Annotated in this window: 15 protein-coding genes; 14 read left to right on the top strand and 1 reads right to left on the bottom strand. The window is 69.3% G+C overall.

Translation table 11 applies throughout. From position 1 onward, the window contains the following. Position 1 precedes the first annotated feature (1 nt). Genes ACE3O8_RS02630 through pgeF form a run of 4 tightly spaced genes read left to right on the top strand, consistent with a single transcriptional unit; the run spans position 2 to position 4,164 of the window. Positions 2–1,141, top strand: coding sequence for an acyl-CoA dehydrogenase family protein (locus tag ACE3O8_RS02630; RefSeq protein ID WP_374386487.1), 1,140 nt, complete (start codon positions 2–4; stop codon positions 1,139–1,141). 8 nt (positions 1,142–1,149) lie between these two features. After that, on the top strand, positions 1,150–2,877 hold the full coding sequence (locus tag ACE3O8_RS02625; protein WP_374386484.1) for a class I adenylate-forming enzyme family protein: 1,728 nt from the start codon (positions 1,150–1,152) through the stop codon (positions 2,875–2,877). A gap of 7 nt (positions 2,878–2,884) precedes the next feature. Continuing rightward, on the top strand, positions 2,885–3,412 hold the full coding sequence (locus tag ACE3O8_RS02620) for an N-acetyltransferase family protein (RefSeq protein ID WP_374386482.1): 528 nt from the start codon (positions 2,885–2,887) through the stop codon (positions 3,410–3,412). Continuing rightward, on the top strand, positions 3,409–4,164 hold the full coding sequence (gene pgeF / locus ACE3O8_RS02615; RefSeq protein ID WP_374386480.1) for a peptidoglycan editing factor PgeF: 756 nt from the start codon (positions 3,409–3,411) through the stop codon (positions 4,162–4,164). The genes ACE3O8_RS02620 and pgeF overlap by 4 nt, the downstream gene beginning before the upstream one ends. Before the next feature lie 66 nt (positions 4,165–4,230). Here pgeF and ACE3O8_RS02610 read toward each other — a convergent pair whose 3' ends face one another. Next, complete coding sequence (locus tag ACE3O8_RS02610; RefSeq protein WP_374386478.1) at positions 4,231–5,355, bottom strand: tetratricopeptide repeat protein; 1,125 nt, start codon at positions 5,353–5,355, stop codon at positions 4,231–4,233. A gap of 258 nt (positions 5,356–5,613) precedes the next feature. On the opposite strand from ACE3O8_RS02610, the gene fabD reads away from it, so the two are divergent. The 10 genes from fabD to ACE3O8_RS02560 all read left to right on the top strand — a co-directional run. After that, on the top strand, positions 5,614–6,552 hold the full coding sequence (gene fabD / locus ACE3O8_RS02605; RefSeq protein ID WP_374386475.1) for an ACP S-malonyltransferase: 939 nt from the start codon (positions 5,614–5,616) through the stop codon (positions 6,550–6,552). Between the two features lie 65 nt (positions 6,553–6,617). Continuing rightward, positions 6,618–7,352, top strand: a complete 735-nt coding sequence (gene fabG, locus ACE3O8_RS02600) for a 3-oxoacyl-[acyl-carrier-protein] reductase (protein ID WP_374386474.1) — start codon at positions 6,618–6,620, stop codon at positions 7,350–7,352. 161 nt (positions 7,353–7,513) lie between these two features. Then, a complete protein-coding gene (locus ACE3O8_RS02595; protein WP_374386471.1) occupies positions 7,514–7,750 on the top strand; it encodes an acyl carrier protein in 237 nt (78 codons plus the stop codon). A gap of 145 nt (positions 7,751–7,895) precedes the next feature. Further along, complete coding sequence (gene fabF / locus ACE3O8_RS02590) at positions 7,896–9,143, top strand: beta-ketoacyl-ACP synthase II (RefSeq protein WP_374386469.1); 1,248 nt, start codon at positions 7,896–7,898, stop codon at positions 9,141–9,143. After that, on the top strand, positions 9,143–10,141 hold the full coding sequence (gene mltG, locus ACE3O8_RS02585; protein WP_374386467.1) for an endolytic transglycosylase MltG: 999 nt from the start codon (positions 9,143–9,145) through the stop codon (positions 10,139–10,141). Before fabF ends, mltG begins: the two co-directional genes overlap by 1 nt. A gap of 75 nt (positions 10,142–10,216) precedes the next feature. After that, positions 10,217–11,626, top strand: coding sequence for a 3-isopropylmalate dehydratase large subunit (leuC, locus tag ACE3O8_RS02580; protein WP_374386465.1), 1,410 nt, complete (start codon positions 10,217–10,219; stop codon positions 11,624–11,626). Next, positions 11,623–12,543 (top strand): ABC transporter ATP-binding protein, encoded by a 921-nt coding sequence (locus ACE3O8_RS02575; protein ID WP_374386463.1) that lies wholly within the window; start codon positions 11,623–11,625, stop codon positions 12,541–12,543. Before leuC ends, ACE3O8_RS02575 begins: the two co-directional genes overlap by 4 nt. Further along, a complete protein-coding gene (locus ACE3O8_RS02570) occupies positions 12,540–14,075 on the top strand; it encodes a hypothetical protein (protein ID WP_374386461.1) in 1,536 nt (511 codons plus the stop codon). The genes ACE3O8_RS02575 and ACE3O8_RS02570 overlap by 4 nt, the downstream gene beginning before the upstream one ends. Further along, complete coding sequence (gene nadB, locus ACE3O8_RS02565) at positions 14,075–15,706, top strand: L-aspartate oxidase (protein WP_374386459.1); 1,632 nt, start codon at positions 14,075–14,077, stop codon at positions 15,704–15,706. Before ACE3O8_RS02570 ends, nadB begins: the two co-directional genes overlap by 1 nt. Before the next feature lie 70 nt (positions 15,707–15,776). Beyond that, positions 15,777–16,142, top strand: a 366-nt coding sequence (locus ACE3O8_RS02560; protein ID WP_374386457.1) for a MerC domain-containing protein, incomplete at its 3' end; no start/stop codon positions are given.

Raw genomic sequence — 16,142 nt, 5'->3', positions numbered from 1 at the left:
GATGGCATTGGTTCTGACCGACGAGCAGCGGATGGTGAAGGAATCCGCAGAGGGCTTCTTCGCCGAAAACGCCCCGGTTTCGCAGCTGCGCAAGCTGCGCGACGCGGCTGATGCCGACGGCTTCGACCGCGGCCTGTGGGCGAAGATGGCCGAGATGGGGTTCGCGGGTGTCGCCATTCCCGAACAGTTCGGCGGCGCCGGGCTGGGCATGGTGGCCGCCGGGCTGATCCAGGAAGCGATCGGCCGCAACCTGTCGCTGTCGCCCTTCCTGTCGTCGGCGGTGTTGTCCGCCACGGCCATCGGCAAGGGCGGAAGCGCGGACCAGAAGGCATCGCTGCTGCCGAAGATCGCCGCCGGCGAGCTGATCGTGGCGCTGGCGGCCGACGAAAAGGCCCGGCACCAGCCGGCCAGCATCGCCACCCGGGCAGAAGCATCGGGCAACGGCTTCCGGCTGACGGGCGCGAAGCCCTTCGTGCTGGACGGCCATGTGGCTGACAGGCTGATCGTTGCCGCCCGTACCTCCGGCGCGGACGACGAGAAGGCGGGCATCACCCTGTTCCTCGTCGATCCGAAGGCGTCGGGCGTGGGCGTGAAGCGCCGCTCCATGGTGGACAGCCGCAACGCCGCCGAACTCACGCTGGATGGCGTGCAGGTGGACGGCGCGGACGTGCTGGGCGAGATCGGCGGCGGCTTCGCGATCCTGGAAGCCGCGCTGGATGCGGGCCGCGCCTGCCTTGCGGCGGAAATGCTGGGCGTTTCCGCCCAGAGCTTCGACACCACGGTGGATTATCTGAAGCAGCGCGAGCAGTTCGGCGTGAAGATCGGCACCTTCCAGTCGCTCCAGCACCGGGCGGCGCACCTGTTCTGCGAGATCGAGCTGGCGCGCTCCGTCACGCTGAAGGCGCTGACCGCGCTGGACGAGGGCGACGAGCGCGCCGCCCTGTTCGTGGCGCTGGCGAAGGCGAAGGCCGGCGATGTCGTGAAGCTCGCCACCAACGAGGCGGTGCAGATGCACGGCGGCATCGGCATGACGGACGAGTTCGACATCGGCTTCTACATGAAGCGGGCGCGTGCTGCGGCCGAGACCTTCGGGGACAATGCCTTCCACGGCGACCGCGTCGCCCAGCTGCTGAATTATTGAGGACGACAATGGCCCTGACCGATCTCGACAAGGCAATCGACGCGGCGACCGCCGCCATCACGGCGCCCGGCGGGCAGCTGGCGCTGGGAACGGCGAACATCCGGGGCGCGGACTATCCCGTGTTCGAAAGCGCGCCCCAGTCGCTGCGCGAGTATCTGGCCTTCTTCCTGGCGACCAACGCCGACAAGGAGTTCATCGTCTATCAGGGCGAGCGGCTGACCTTTGCCGACGTGCAGGCGCAATCGGTGCGGATCGCGGCCGCGCTTCAGGCGCGGCACGGCATCGCCAAGGGGGATCGCATCGCGATCGCCATGCGCAACTATCCGGAATGGGTTTCAACCTTCCTCGCCGCCGTGATGGTGGGCGCGGTGGTGGTGCCGATGAACGCCTGGTGGAAATCGGACGAGCTGGCCTATGGCATCCGCGATTCCGGCACCCGGCTGGTGTTCGCCGACGAGGAGCGGCTGCGCCGCATCCGCGAGATCGAGGGGCTTTCGGTCAGTGTCGTCGCGGTGCGGACCAGCCACCAGGTGGCCGCCCAGCTGGGGGCGGAAACGCTGGAGGATGCGATTGCCGCGTCGCCGCCCGCGCCCTGGTATCTGCCGCCCATCTACCCCGAGGATGACGCGACGATCATGTACACATCGGGCTCGACCGGGGCGCCCAAGGGGGCGGTTTCCACCCACCGCGCCATCGTGTCGGGCTCGATGAACTATCTGGTGCAGGGCCTGTCCATGCTGCAGCTGGCGCAGGCGGCCGGCACCGAACTGCCCGCGCAGCAGGTGATGCTGCTGAACGTGCCCTTGTTCCACATCACCGGGCTGGTGCCGGTGCTGCTGGTGTCCATCGCGATCGGCCGCAAGCTGGTGATCATGTACCGCTGGGATGCAGGCGAGGCGCTGCAGCTGATCGAGAAGGAGCGCGCCACCTATTTCGTGGGCGTGCCCACGATGAGCCTGGAGCTGATGCAGCACCCCGACCGGGACAAATATGATCTCTCCTCGCTGCTGGACATCGCGGGCGGCGGCGCGCCGCGCCCGGCCGAACATGTGGGCCGGCTGGCAGACGCCTTCCCGGGCAAGAGCCCGGCGATCGGCTATGGGCTGACGGAAACCAACGGCGTCGGCGCGGGCAATATCCGCGAGAATTACCGGCTGCGGCCCGATTCCACGGGTCGCGCATCGAAGCCGCTCGTCGAGCTGGCGATCTTCGACGACGCGATGAAGCCCTTGGCTGCAGGCGAGGTGGGCGAGGTGTGCATCCGCTCGGTCGCCAATGTGCGCGGCTACTGGAACAAGCCGGAGGCGACCACCGCTGCCTTCACCCGCGACGGATGGTTCCGCACCGGCGATCTCGGCAAGCTCGATGCGGACGGCTACCTCTATATCGTGGACCGCAAGAAGGACATCATCATCCGCGGCGGGGAGAATATCGCGGCCGCCGAAGTGGAGGCCGCGATCTACAGCCACCCGGCCGTCGCCGAAGCCTCGGTGTTCGGCCTGCCGGACGAACGGCTGGGCGAGATCGTCGGCGCCGTCGTCTATCCCAAGGGCGGCGAGCCGCTGGAGGGCGAAGCGATCATCCAGTTCGTCGCGCGCGACCTCGCCGCCTTCAAGGTTCCCGCCCGCGTTTGGGTGGTGGCGGAACCGCTGCCAAAGCTCGGCTCCGGCAAGATCGACAAGGTGAGCCTGCGCGGGCATTTCCGCGAGGTGCATCAGGGCCGGACCGCAGCGTGATGCGGGCATGAGCTTTGCCCTGAGGCGCGCGGGCGGGGCGGACGCCCCGGCCGTGCGGCAGCTGTTCCACGACAGCTTCACCGCCACCTTCGGCCATATCTATCCGCCGCACGAACTGGCGGACTTCCTGGCCGAGATGTCCGACGCGCGCTTCCGGGCCGCGTGCGAGGCCGACGACCACGCCGTGATGCTGGCCGAAGGCCCCGGCGGCGAGCCGCTGGGTTACTGCATGCTGGGCCCGCAGGAACTGTCGGCCTACATCCCCGACCTGCTGGAAGGACGGCGCTGGTGGGTGCTTCGGCAGCTCTATCTGTCGGAACAGGGCAAGGGCACGGGCCTCGCCGATGCGCTGACGGACTGGGCGATCGCAGAGGCCCGCGCGCGCAGCGTGCAGGATCTCTACCTCACCGTCTGGGTGGAAAACCACCGGGCGCGGCGCTTCTATGACCGGCACGGCTTTGTCGAAGTCGGCAAATATCCCTATGTCGTCGGCTCCACCGTCGATGACGACCGGATCCTGAGGCTCATTCTTTGATCACACGGCTGACCGCCCGTTCCATCCGCAGCCCGCACGGGTTCCTCGGCCGCACCGGCGGCGTCTCGGAAGGGATCTTCGCCAGCCTGAACGTGGGGCTGGGGTCTTCCGACGATCCCGCCCATGTGCGGGAAAACCGCCTTTGCGCGCTGAATGCCGTGGCACCGGCCGCCCGGCTGGTGACGCTGCACCAGGTGCACAGCGCCCGCGCCGTCGAGGCAGGCGACTGGGCCGACGACGCCCGGCCGGAGGCGGATGGCCTTGTCACCGATCGCCCCGGCCTTGCGCTGGGCATCCTGACGGCGGATTGCGCGCCGCTGCTGTTCGAGGATACCGAAGCGGGCGTGATCGGCGCCTGCCACGCCGGCTGGAAGGGCGCGCTTGGCGGCGTCATCGGCGCGACCATCGGCCTGATGGAGCGGCTCGGCGCGCGGCCCGGCCGGATCGCAGCCGCGGTCGGCCCCTGCATCGGCCGCCGGTCCTATGAAGTGGATGATGGCTTCCGCAGCCGCTTCGAAGCGGCGGATCCGGAAAACGGCCTGTTCTTCACCGACGCCCGGCCCGGCCACGCCCTGTTCGATCTGGAAGGCTATTGCATCAGGCGGCTGGCCGAATCGGGCATTCACGCCGCCGAAGGGCTGGGCGCAGACACGCGGCCGGATGACGGCCGCTTCTTCAGCTATCGCCGCAAGACGCTGGCGGGCGAGCCGGATTACGGCCGCCAGCTCAGCCTGATCGCGCTGCGCGGCTGACGCCATGAAAAAGGGGCCCCGGCGCTGGCCGGGACCCCCCTTTTCGTTTCTGGCCGAAGCGAAGGCTTACTTCGTCGCGGCGTAGAGATCCCACAGGCCGGCAATCTCGCTCGCGGAGCCGGCAGGCACCGCCTTGAACGACTGGCGCGCAGCCGCGGCCTGTCCGGCGCGGATCTGGGCGATGCCCTTGAACAGCGCGGCTTCGCCCGGGTTCGGGCCCTTCTGCGCCGTGGTGAAGGCCGCGATCGCCTGCGGATACTGGCCGGCGCCCAGGAAGGCGTTGCCGGCCGCAAGCGCGGTCGCGGGGGACTTCGCGGCGCCCGGCGCGGCGGCGAGGGCAGCGGCCTGGCGCTTCGCGGCGGCTTCGACCAGCTTGCCCGTCATCGGGTCGCCTGCGGGCAGCACGCCCGAACCGCTGGCCGTCTTCACCACGTCGGCTGCGACGCCCGGCTGCCCGGCCACGATGGCGAGCTTGGCGAACTCCTGCACGTCGGCCGCCGTCGTCAGGTTCCCCGTCTCGCGCATCAGGTGATAGAGGGCGAGCTTGGAATCGCGCGACATGGGGCCGGACTTCATGTCCACCAGCAGGGCGCGCCAGCGGGCCGGCGTCGGATCCAGGCGGATCAGCTTCTGGATGGTTGCCAGCGACCCCTTCTTGTCACCCATCTTGCTCTGCGCGGCGGCAAGGTTCTGCAGCGCGTTCACATTGTTGGGGTTCCGGTTCACCATTTCCTGGTAGATCTTCGCGGCTTCGGCGGGCTTGCCCTGCTGAAGATAGGACTGGGCGATGATCGTGGTCTGGCCCGACTTGCGGGCGGCGGCGATCGCCTTGTCATACTGGCGGGCCTGGTAATAGAGCGGCGCCAGCTGCGAGGCCGGGGCGCCCACGCGCTCCAGCTCGGCGGCGGCGGCCCCATAGTTGCCGGCGCGCGTATAGACATAGGCGGCGGTTTGCGAGACCTTGGTCCGCTCGGCCGGCGTGCTGGCGGCGGAACGGGCCTGGTTCACATAATTGGTGGCGGCGGCGGTGTTGCCGGCCTTGGCGGCATTCAGCGCCTGCTGCAGCGGCTTGCCGACGGCGGGCGAGATCGCCTGCGCGAACGCCGCGCTTCCGGCAACGGGAAGCCCCGCCATCGGCAGGGCAGTGACCAGCCCGAGAGCGACGAGCGGAAGCCTGGAAAACAGATTCATTGACGACCTTTCTTGTCGGTGGAACGCAGGGACACGCACAGTGGCACTCACTGCCCGTCTGCCACGCCGCGCATGGCGCGTGCCTGAACAGATGGAATGGAGCCCCCGCTCCCAGTGCCGTGCAGCAATAGGGGAAGGTTTCGCGCAAGAAAAGGTGCCTGTTGCCCCAATTTCCCGACATGGGGCAGACGGTTTTGACAGCGCGGTTGAATGCGCTAGGGCCATGTCCCGAATTCAACAGCCAGGTGAGCGCAGCCGGTGACCACAGCCTTCATCTTCCCCGGCCAGGGGAGCCAGTCCGTCGGCATGGGCAAGGCCCTGGCCGATGCCAGCCCCGCCGCCCGCGCCATGTTCGAGCAGGTGGACGAGGCGCTGAAGCAGAATCTGACCCGCCTGATGTTCGAGGGCCCGGAAGATCAGCTGACGCTGACCGCCAACGCCCAGCCGGCGATCATGGCCTCCAGCCTTGCCGCGCTGGCCGTGCTGGAGGCCGAGGGCGGCATCCGGCTGGCCGAAAAGGCGGCGTTCGTGGCCGGGCACAGCCTTGGCGAATATTCCGCGCTGGCCGCTGCCGGCGCCATCCCCGCAGATGTGACGGCGAAGCTGCTGCGCCGCCGGGGCGAGGCGATGCAGGCCGCCGTGCCGCCGGGCGAAGGCGCGATGGCCGCGATCCTGGGTCTGGGGATGGAGGATGTGCAGGCCATCGCGGAAGAGGCCGCGCAGGGCGAGGTCTGCACCTCTGCCAACGACAATGCGCCGGGGCAGGTGGTGGTGTCGGGCCACAAGGCCGCCGTGGAGCGTGCGCTGGTGCTTGCGAAGGCGAAGGGCAGCCGCCACGCCGTGCTGCTGCCGGTTTCCGCGCCATTCCACTGCCCGCTGATGGCCCCCGCCGCAGACGCCATGGCCGAGGCGCTGGCCGCCGTTTCCATCGCCCCGCCGCTGGTGCCGCTGTTCGCCAACGTCACCGCGGCGCAGGTGATCGCGCCTGAGGAGATCAAGGCCCTGCTGGTGCAGCAGGTGACGGGAACGGTGCGCTGGCGCGAATCGGTGCTGGCGATGCAGGCCGCCGGCGTGACCCGGCTGGTGGAGTTCGGCGGCAAGGTGCTGGGGCCGATGGTGAAGCGCATCGCGCCCGACATCCAGAACCTGTCGGTCATGAAGCCCGACGACATCGAGGCGGTGCTGAAGGCGCTTTGAACGGATCCGGCCCGACCGGGCCGCGAGCGCCCTGCGCGCTCCAGCCAGTGCGAGGAGAAACAAGCATGTTCGACCTGAATGGAAAGACCGCGCTCGTCACCGGCGCCAGCGGCGGCATCGGCGGGGCGATCGCCCGCACGCTGAAGGCGCGCGGCGCGACGCTGGCGCTGTCGGGCACCCGGGCAGAGGCGCTTCAGGCGCTGGCCGACGAGCTGGGCGGCGCGGCGGTGCTGCCCTGCCGGCTGGATGTGGCGGAGGAGGTGGAGGCGCTGGTGCCTGCCGCCGTCGAGCGGCTGGGGAAGCTGGACATCCTGGTGAACAACGCCGGCATCACCCGCGACGGCCTCGCCATGCGGATGAAGGACGAGGACTGGGCCGCCGTGCTGAAGGTGGATCTCGAGGCTGCCTTCCGGCTGTCGCGCGCCGCGCTGAGGCCGATGATGAAGGCGCGCCACGGGCGCATCGTCTCGATCAGTTCGGTTGTCGGCTCCATCGGCAACCCCGGCCAGGCCAATTATGCGGCGGCGAAGGCCGGGCTGGAGGGGATGACCCGCAGCCTCGCGGCCGAAGTCGCCAGCCGGGGCGTCACCGTGAACTGCGTGGCGCCCGGCTTCATCGCCTCTGCCATGACGGACGCGCTGACCGACGACCAGAAGGCGAAGATGTTCGAACGCATTCCCGCCGGCCGCTTCGGCGAGGGCGCGGACGTGGCGGCAGCCGTGCTGTGGCTCGCCAGCGACGAGGGCGGCTATGTGACGGGGCAGGCCATCCATGTGAACGGCGGGATGCACATGGCTTGAAGCATGCTTTGGGCCTGAAGCATGCACAGGGCCTGAAGCACGCACTGGGCCTGAAGCCGGTGCGCCCCCGCTTGCATGGGGCAATCGGGACGGCTAGTGCGGTTTGGCATATCCACGGGGGCCCGACGGTGGTTCGGACCCCGAATGAAAGGGTTAGAGGAATGAGCGACGTCGCCGAACGGGTGAAGAAGATCGTTGTCGAACATCTCGGCGTGGACGCCGAGAAGGTGACCGAAGAGGCGAGCTTCATCGACGATCTGGGCGCCGACAGCCTCGACACCGTCGAGCTGGTCATGGCGTTCGAGGACGAGTTCGGGGTGGAGATCCCGGACGATGCGGCCGAGAAGATCCTGACCGTGAAGGACGCGATCGCCTTCATCGCCGCCAACGGCAAGTAAGTCGGATCCGGGCCGCGCCCCTGCGCGCGGCCCCTTGACGGCCTCGTGGGTTCCACGGGGCCGTTTCCTTATCTGTCCCCCGCGGCTATGGCGGCAGCAGGGACCGCCCGGCCGGAACGGCGGGGCATGAAACTGGGAGACGAGGATGCGCCGCGTTGTCGTGACGGGCCTGGGGCTTGTGACCCCGCTGGGTGGAAGTGTCGAGCAGACCTGGACGCGGCTGATCGCCGGCCAGTCAGGCGCGGGGCCGATCACCCGTTTCGACGCCAGCGACTACAGCTGCCGCATCGCCTGCGAGGTGAAGCCCGCCGACTTTGACCCCAATCTGCGCGTCGATCACAAGATCCAGCGGCAGGTGGACCCGTTCATCGTCTATGGTATCGATGCCGCCGGTCAGGCGCTGGAGGATGCCGGGCTGACCGACATGCCAGAGGCGGACCGGCTGCGCGCGGGCACGCTGATCGGCTCGGGCATCGGCGGCCTGCCGGGAATCGCCGAGGAAGCCATCGTGTTGTTCGAACGCGGCCCGCGCCGGGTGTCTCCGCACTTCGTGCATGGCCGGCTGATCAACCTGGTGTCGGGCCAGGTCTCCATCAAATATGGCCTGATGGGGCCGAATCATGCGGTCGTCACGGCCTGCTCCACCGGCGCGCACGCCATCGGCGACGCCGCCCGGCTGATCGCGCTGGACGACGCGGACGTGATGGTGGCCGGCGGCACCGAAGCCACCATCTGCCCCATCGGCATCGCCGGATTCGCGCAGGCCCGCGCGCTCTCCACCGGCTTCAACGACGAGCCCACCCGCGCCAGCCGCCCGTGGGACAAGGGACGCGACGGCTTCGTGATGGGCGAAGGCGCCGGCATCGTGGTGCTGGAGGAATATGAGCGCGCGAAGAAGCGCGGCGCGAAAATCTATGGCGAAGTGGTGGGCTATGGCCTGACCGGAGACGCCTATCATGTGACGGCGCCGCACCCCGAAGGCTCGGGCGCGTTCCGCTCCATGCAGATGGCGCTGAAGCGCGCGGGGCTGAACCCGGGCGACATCGATTATGTGAACGCCCACGGCACCTCCACGCCCATGGGCGACGAGCTGGAGCTGGGCGCGGTGAAGCGGCTGTTCGGCGCCGACATCGGCAAGGTGTCGATGAGCAGCACCAAGTCCGCCATCGGCCACCTGCTGGGCGGCGCGGGCGCGGTGGAAAGCATCTTCACCCTGCTCGCCCTGCGCGACCAGATCGTGCCGCCGACGCTGAACCTTGAAGATCCGTGCGAAGGCGCGGAAGGCGTCGACCTGGTCCCGTGGAAGGCGAAGGAGCGCAAGGTCGAGGCCGTGCTGAACAACAGCTTCGGCTTCGGCGGCACCAACGCGACCGTCGTGTTCAAGAAGGCCTGATGGCCGCAGGCGCCAGGGTCGCGGGGCAGCCGCGCTGGGTCGTGTGGGGGGCGGTTCTGTCGCTCCTCGCCATGCTCACGCTCAGCCTGTGGACCGCGACGATGTGGCGGCGCGCGCCGCTGCCGGGCGCAGACCGGATCGAGGTGGAGATCCCGCGCGGCGCCTCCATCGGGCAGGCGGCCGACATCCTGGAGAAGGCCGGCGTCGTCGACAGTTCCGAGGCCTTCGAGCTGCTGGCCCGCGCGCTGGGGGACAGCCGCGAGATCCAGTATGGCACCTATGGCTTCTTCGAGGGCGAGGGCTGGGGCTCCATCCTGGAGCGGCTGAAGCGCGGCGACACGCTGATCGTGCGCATCCCCATCCCCGAAGGCATGCCCTCCATCCAGGTGGCGGAACGGCTGAACGCCGTCGGCCGGCTGAAAGGCCGGGTGGAGCCGCCCGCCGAAGGCACGGTGCTGCCCGCCACCTATGAGGCGAAGATCGGCGAAACCCGCGCCGATGTGCTGAAGCGGATGCAGCAGGCGATGACGGAGGAACTGGACCGCCAGTGGGAGCGCCGCTCCGAGCATACGGCCGTCAAGACGAAGGACGAGGCCGTCATCCTGGCGGGCATCGTGGAAAAGGAAACGGGCGACCCGTCCGAGCGGCGGCGCATCGCGGGCCTTTATTCCAACCGGCTGAAGCAGGGCATGCGGCTGCAGGCGGACCCGACGGTGATCTACCCCGTCACCAAGGGCAAGCCGCTGCAGCGGCGCATCCGCCAGTCGGAACTGCGCGCGAACAACGGCTACAACACCTATGTGCGCGACGGCCTTCCGCAGGGGCCGATCACCAATCCGGGGCGTGAAAGCATCGCCGCCGTGCTGGACCCGGAAGTGCATGACTATCTCTACATGGTGGCCGACGGCACGGGCGGCCACGCCTTCGCCCGCACCTACGAAGAGCATCAGGCGAATGTGGCCAACTGGCGCCAGATCCGCCGCGACCGCGGAATCTGACGCAGCCGCGCCCGCCGGGCCGGGGCGTCGGCCCGCTTGACCCGGCGGGAGTGGGGGGCCTAACGCCAGCGGGTCATGACAGCGCCACGCACCCTCTACGACAAGATCTGGGATGACCATGTCGTTTCCACCCGCGACGACGGCACCTCGCTGATCTTCATCGACCGCCATCTGATCCACGAAGTGACCACGCCGCAGGCGTTCAGCGGGCTGAAGGCCGCAGGCCGCCGCCTTCGCCGCCCGGATCTGACGCTGGCGGTGCCGGATCACAATGTGCCGACGACGGACCGCCGGCAGCCCATCACCGATCCCGAATCGGCGGCCCAGCTTGCGGCGCTGAAGGCCAATTGCGCCGAGTTCGGGGTGGAATATTTCGACGTCGATGCGCCCGAACAGGGGATCGTCCATGTGATCGGGCCGGAACAGGGCTTCACCCTGCCGGGCGTCACCCTTGTCTGCGGCGACAGCCACACCTCCACCCATGGCGCGTTCGGCGCGCTCGCCTTCGGCATCGGCACGTCCGAGGTGGAACATGTGTTCGCCACCCAGACGCTGCTGCTGAAGAAGTCGCGCAACTTCGCCGTCACCGTCACGGGCAGCCTCGGCTATTCGATCACCGCAAAGGACGTTGCGCTGGCGATCTGCGGCGTGCTTGGTACGGCGGGCGGCACCGGCCATGTGCTGGAATATCGCGGCCCGGTGATCGAGGCGCTCAGCATGGAAGGGCGCATGACGCTCTGCAACATGTCGATCGAGGCGGGCGCGCGCGCCGGGCTCGTCGCGCCCGATGACAAGACCTTCGCCTATGTCGCCGGCCGGCCGCGCGCGCCGAAGGGCGCCGATCTGGAACGGGCGCTCGCCTGGTGGCGCCAGCTGCCCACCGATCCCGGCGCCCGGTTCGACCGGGAGGTGGTGATCGACGGCAGCGCCATCGCCCCGCTCGTCACCTGGGGCACCAGCCCGGAGGACGTCGTGCCGGTGACGGGCGTTGTCCCCTCGCCCGACAGCTTCGCCGACGCATCGAAGCGCGCGGCGGCGGAAAAGTCGCTGGCCTATATGGGCCTCGCCCCCGGCACCCGGATGGAGGATGTGGCGGTGGAGAACATCTTCATCGGCAGCTGCACCAACAGCCGGATCGAGGATCTGCGCGCGGCGGCCGAGATCGTGAAGGGCCGCCGGGTTGCCGCCAATGTGCGGCAGGCGCTGGTGGTGCCCGGATCGGGGCTGGTGAAGCGGCAGGCGGAAGCGGAAGGGCTGGACCGCGTGTTCCGCGAAGCCGGCTTCGAATGGCGGGAGCCCGGCTGTTCCATGTGCCTCGGCATGAACCCCGACAAGGTGCCTTCGGGCGAGCGCTGCGCCTCCACCTCCAACCGCAACTTCGTCGGGCGGCAGGGGCCGGGCGCGCGCACCCACCTGATGTCGCCCGCGATGGCGGCGGCGGCCGCCGTCACCGGGCGGCTGTCAGACGTGCGGCAGCTGGCATGACGCCCCCGGCCATCCGGCTGCAGGGGCTGGAAAAGACCTATGCCGGCGGCAAGCGCGCGCTCGATGGCATCAGCCTCGACATCCCGCGCGGCTCGATGTTCGGGCTGCTGGGGCCGAACGGGGCGGGAAAGTCCACCCTCATCAACATCCTTGCGGGGCTGGTGATGAAAACAGGCGGCAGGGCCGAGGTGTGGGGGTTCGACATCGACGCCCACCCCCGCAACGCCAAGGCCTCCATCGGCGTGGTGCCGCAGGAACTGCTGTTCGACGCCTTCTTCACCCCGTTCGAGACGCTGGAGCTTCAGGCCGGCCTCTATGGCGTTCCGAAGGAACGGCGCCGATCCATGGAGCTGCTGGAAAAGGTGCGGCTGGCCGACAAGGCGCATGTCTATACCCGCCAGTTGTCGGGCGGGATGAAGCGCCGCCTGCTGATCGCCAAGGCGCTGGTGCACGCGCCGCCCGTGGTGATCCTGGACGAGCCGACGGCCGGCGTGGACATCGAGCTGCGGCAGATGCTGTGGTCCTATGTGCGCGAGCTGCACGCGGCGGGCACCACCATCGTGCTGACGACCCATTATCTGGAAGAAGCCGAAGAGCTGTGCGACCGGATCGCCATCGTGAACCATGGCCGCATCGTCGCCGACAAGTCCAAGGCCGATCTTCTGGCCCAGGCGCGCGACAAGCGCGTGCTGGTGACGGTGGAGCATGACGTGACCACCCTGCCCGACATCGAGGGCGTGACCCGCGTGGAGCTGACGGCCCCGCGCCGGCTGGACATCCTCTACGACAAGCAGGCCGTGCAGGCGGGCGCGATCCTCGCCCGGCTGCAGGCATCGGGCCTTTCCGTTGTGGACGTATCCACGCGGGAGGCGGATCTGGAAGATGTGTTCCTTGAACTGACGGGAGGGTCTGCATGAAGCGGGTGTTGGCGGCCATTGTGACGGCTGCCTGTTGCGTAGCGCCGGCCTATGCGCAGAGCGCGCTTGTGAAATGCGATGGCTTCCCGCGCCGGGTGGATACGGCGGAATCCGTTGCCCGCGGCGTTCTCGCGCTGGGGACGCTGGGCCTCTCCGGCATGGGCGAACGGCCGAATCCGTCTGCCCGGTTGAAGGGGGCCGCCGGCGTGACGGCCTGTTCCGAAGCGCTGGGCGATTCCACGCTGACGGGGAACCCCGTGCGCCGCGCAGAGGTCTATCTGGCCCGCGGAATTCATTCGCTGGAGGCCGGCAATGCGGCCGACGCCGAGCGCGATGCGCGATCCGGGCTTGCGGTGGAGCTGCCGGCCGAGTGGCAGGCGCAGGCAGCGCGCACCCTCCACCCGTCGCTCAAGCTGCTGGCCGCCATTGCCCGCCTGTCGCAGGGGGATCAGCCCGGCGCAGAGGCGCTGGCGCTGGAAGCGATGGCGGCGCGCCCCGGCGGCTCGCTGCTGCATCAGGAGGGGCTGGCGATCCTGGCGCTGTCGACGGATATTTCCGGCGCCGAGGCAGCCGTGCTGGACCGCAGGGCGCTGAAGAGCAGTTCGGCCGTCGCCCAGCGCGCGCGGCAGCGGCTGGGCGCGGCCGATTACGCGGGCGCGGCCGCTGACTATCGCATGGTGAAGGATGCCGCGCGGGAGCCATGGGCGCAGCTGTTCGCCCAGCTGGCGCTGGCGCAGGCCCTCGCGGGGGACAGCGCCGGGGCCGACGCCAGCATCGCGGATGCCCAGGAAGCCGCCGACAAGCTGGCCATCGTGGCGCAGGGCAGCGGCGCGGACGCGCGGGATGCCGCACTGGCGGTGTCCCGGGCCGACGAGTTCATTCAGCTCGCCCGTGCGCGGCAGGCCGTGTCTGCCGGCCGGATCGACGAGGCGCGCACCCTGCTCTCTGCGCGGACGCGCTGGCTGGTGCCCGCCGAATGGGTCGCCCCCGTGCTGGAATCGGCCGGGGCAGGCAAGGGCTGGGCCGCCCCCGTCGACCCCGCAAAGCTCCGCGCGGATTCCCGCCGGGCCGCCGCCGACAAGGTGCATGGCAAGGGCGCGCCCGAGCGGCTGATGCTGCTGCTGCCCCGCTTCGAGGATGCCGATCCCGCCAGCGACATCGGCAAGGCGCTTGCGAAGCCGGGCGGCGACAGCGTGAAGCCCGCGCCCGCGCGCGACGCCTCCGCGCTGCGCATCGGGCTCACCACGCGAATGGCGCAGGTGGACACCCAGGACGAGGCGCTGCTTCTGGTGGCGGCGCAGCAGGCGCAGAAGCGCGGGATGCCCCGCTTCGCGATCGTGGGAACGAACCTGTCCTACATCAGCCTTGAGCGCGGCGGGCCCAGCAGCGTCGGCGGTTCGATCGAGATCGTGTTTCCGGAAGGCCCCGGCGCGAAACTCTACGAGAGCCAGGCCAGCCGCAGCCTCGATCCGGCGACGGTGGTGGCGGAATTCGGGCCGCTGTTTGCCGGCGGGCCGGCAGGGGGGCGCTGATGTCCGAACTGATCGAGGCGGATGTCATCGTTGTCGGCTCCGGCGCTGCCGGGCTGACGACGGCGCTCAACCTCGCGGGCGGCGGGCTGAATGTGCTGGTGCTGTCGAAGGCCGACATCTCGGCTGGCTCCACCAGCTGGGCGCAGGGCGGCATCGCCGCCGTGCTGGACGAGGGCGACACCTTCGAAAGCCATATCGAGGACACGATGGTGGCGGGCGCGGGCCTGAACGACCGCCGCGCGGTGGAGTTCGTGGTGGAACATGCCGGCCCCGCGATCGAGCGGCTGGCCGCGCTGGGCGTGCCCTTCAATCCGGGCGAGACGGTTTCCGAGCGCTGGCACCTGACAAGGGAAGGCGGGCACAGCGCGCGCCGGATCGTGCATGTGGACGACGCGACCGGCTGGGCGGTGCAGAAGGCGCTGGAAAAGGCGGCGCTCGCCACGCCGGGCATCCGCTTCCTGCCCGGGCAGGTGGCGATCGACATCATCACCGAACGCCATGCCGACGGCCGGGGCTTTGCCGAACGGCGCGCCATGGGCCTCTATGTGCTGGATCGCGAATCCGGCCATGTCCGCCGCCTGCTGGGCCGCGCGGTGGTGCTGGCAACCGGCGGCGCCTCCCGCGTCTATCGCTTCTCCACCAACCCGGACGGCTCCACCGGGGACGGCATCGCGATGGCCTGGCGCGCCGGCTGCCGGGTGTCCAACATGGAGTTCAACCAGTTCCACCCCACCTGCCTCTATCACCCGCAGGTGAAGAATTTCCTGATCACCGAAGCCATGCGCGGCGAAGGCGGGATCCTGCGGCTGCCGCCCGCGGCGGATGCCGCAAACAAGGTCGGCACCGCCTTCATGGAAGCGCATGATCCGCGCCGTGAACTGGCCCCGCGCGATGTCGTCGCCCGCGCCATCGACGCCGAGATGAAGCGGCTGGGCATCCCGCACGTCCTGCTGGACATGACGCACAAGCCGGCCGGCTTCGTGGAAGAGCATTTCCCGACGATCGTGAAGCGGCTGCGCGAGCTGGGGATCGACCCCGTGACCCAGCAGATCCCCGTGGTTCCGGCCGCCCACTACAGCTGCGGCGGCGTGCTGGTGGATCTGCACGGCCGCACCGACCTGCCCGGCCTCTATGCCGTCGGCGAAGTCAGCCAGTCGGGCCTGCATGGCGCGAACCGGCTGGCGTCGAACAGCCTGCTGGAATGCCTCGTGTTCGGCGCCGCCGCCGCAGACGAGATCCTCGCGCGCTTCCCCGATACCCCGCCCCCGGCCGACATCCGCCCCTGGGACGAAAGCCGGGTGACGATCTCCGACGAGGAAGTCGTCGTCACCCACAACTGGGACGAGCTTCGCCGTTTCATGTGGGATTATGTCGGCATCGTCCGTACCGACAGACGGCTGGAACGCGCTGCCCACCGCGTGGCGCTGCTGCGGCAGGAAATCGCGGATTATTACGGCAATTTCCGCGTGACGCCGGATCTGCTGGAGCTGCGCAACCTGGCCGAAGTGGCCGATCTGATCGTCCGTTCAGCGCAAAGCCGCAAGGAAAGCCGGGGCCTGCACTACACGACAGACTATCCCGGCCTCGCCGATCCCCCGCGCGACACGATCCTCTACCCCTCGATCGGCTGACAGCCCGGCCTTGACGAAAGCGGGATGTTACAATATTACATCCCGCAACAGCGAGCAGGGCCAACCGCAAGTGACACTCCACCACAGGGACGATCCATCGATCGACGGCGCCGCGGCGCTGATGTCCAGCCTGTGCCTGGTGCATTGCCTGCTGCTGCCGCTGGGGCTGGCGCTGTCGCCCATGCTCGCAGCCGGAGTCGCGGATGAACTGCTGCACGGCCCCGTGTGGGTGCACTGGCTGCTGATCGCGCTGGCGGCGCCGGTTTCCATCTATGCCCTGGTGCGCGGCTCGGCCATTCACCGCAGCCGGATGCCCTGGCTGATGGCGATCCTGGGGTTCGCGCTGATGGCGGCCGGCGCGCTCGCCCATGGGCGGGAGGTTCTGGAACCCGCGCTGACGGTGGCGGGCGGGCTGATCGTCGCCTACGCCCACTGG

The organism is Sandaracinobacter sp. (assembly GCF_041909755.1).
Classification (GTDB): domain Bacteria; phylum Pseudomonadota; class Alphaproteobacteria; order Sphingomonadales; family Sphingomonadaceae; genus Sandaracinobacteroides.
This window is presented reverse-complemented; position numbering and strand designations above follow the sequence as displayed.

Coding starts and splice junctions, on each gene's coding strand:
- fabF (WP_374386469.1), top strand. CDS start 7,896: ATGCGCCGCGTTGTCGTGACGGGCCTGGGGCTTGTGACCCCGCTGGGT.
- nadB (WP_374386459.1), top strand. CDS start 14,075: ATGTCCGAACTGATCGAGGCGGATGTCATCGTTGTCGGCTCCGGCGCT.
- ACE3O8_RS02575 (WP_374386463.1), top strand. CDS start 11,623: ATGACGCCCCCGGCCATCCGGCTGCAGGGGCTGGAAAAGACCTATGCC.
- fabG (WP_374386474.1), top strand. CDS start 6,618: ATGTTCGACCTGAATGGAAAGACCGCGCTCGTCACCGGCGCCAGCGGC.
- ACE3O8_RS02625 (WP_374386484.1), top strand. CDS start 1,150: ATGGCCCTGACCGATCTCGACAAGGCAATCGACGCGGCGACCGCCGCC.
- ACE3O8_RS02610 (WP_374386478.1), bottom strand. CDS start 5,355: ATGAATCTGTTTTCCAGGCTTCCGCTCGTCGCTCTCGGGCTGGTCACT.
- ACE3O8_RS02570 (WP_374386461.1), top strand. CDS start 12,540: ATGAAGCGGGTGTTGGCGGCCATTGTGACGGCTGCCTGTTGCGTAGCG.
- ACE3O8_RS02595 (WP_374386471.1), top strand. CDS start 7,514: ATGAGCGACGTCGCCGAACGGGTGAAGAAGATCGTTGTCGAACATCTC.
- mltG (WP_374386467.1), top strand. CDS start 9,143: ATGGCCGCAGGCGCCAGGGTCGCGGGGCAGCCGCGCTGGGTCGTGTGG.
- leuC (WP_374386465.1), top strand. CDS start 10,217: ATGACAGCGCCACGCACCCTCTACGACAAGATCTGGGATGACCATGTC.
- ACE3O8_RS02630 (WP_374386487.1), top strand. CDS start 2: ATGGCATTGGTTCTGACCGACGAGCAGCGGATGGTGAAGGAATCCGCA.
- ACE3O8_RS02620 (WP_374386482.1), top strand. CDS start 2,885: ATGAGCTTTGCCCTGAGGCGCGCGGGCGGGGCGGACGCCCCGGCCGTG.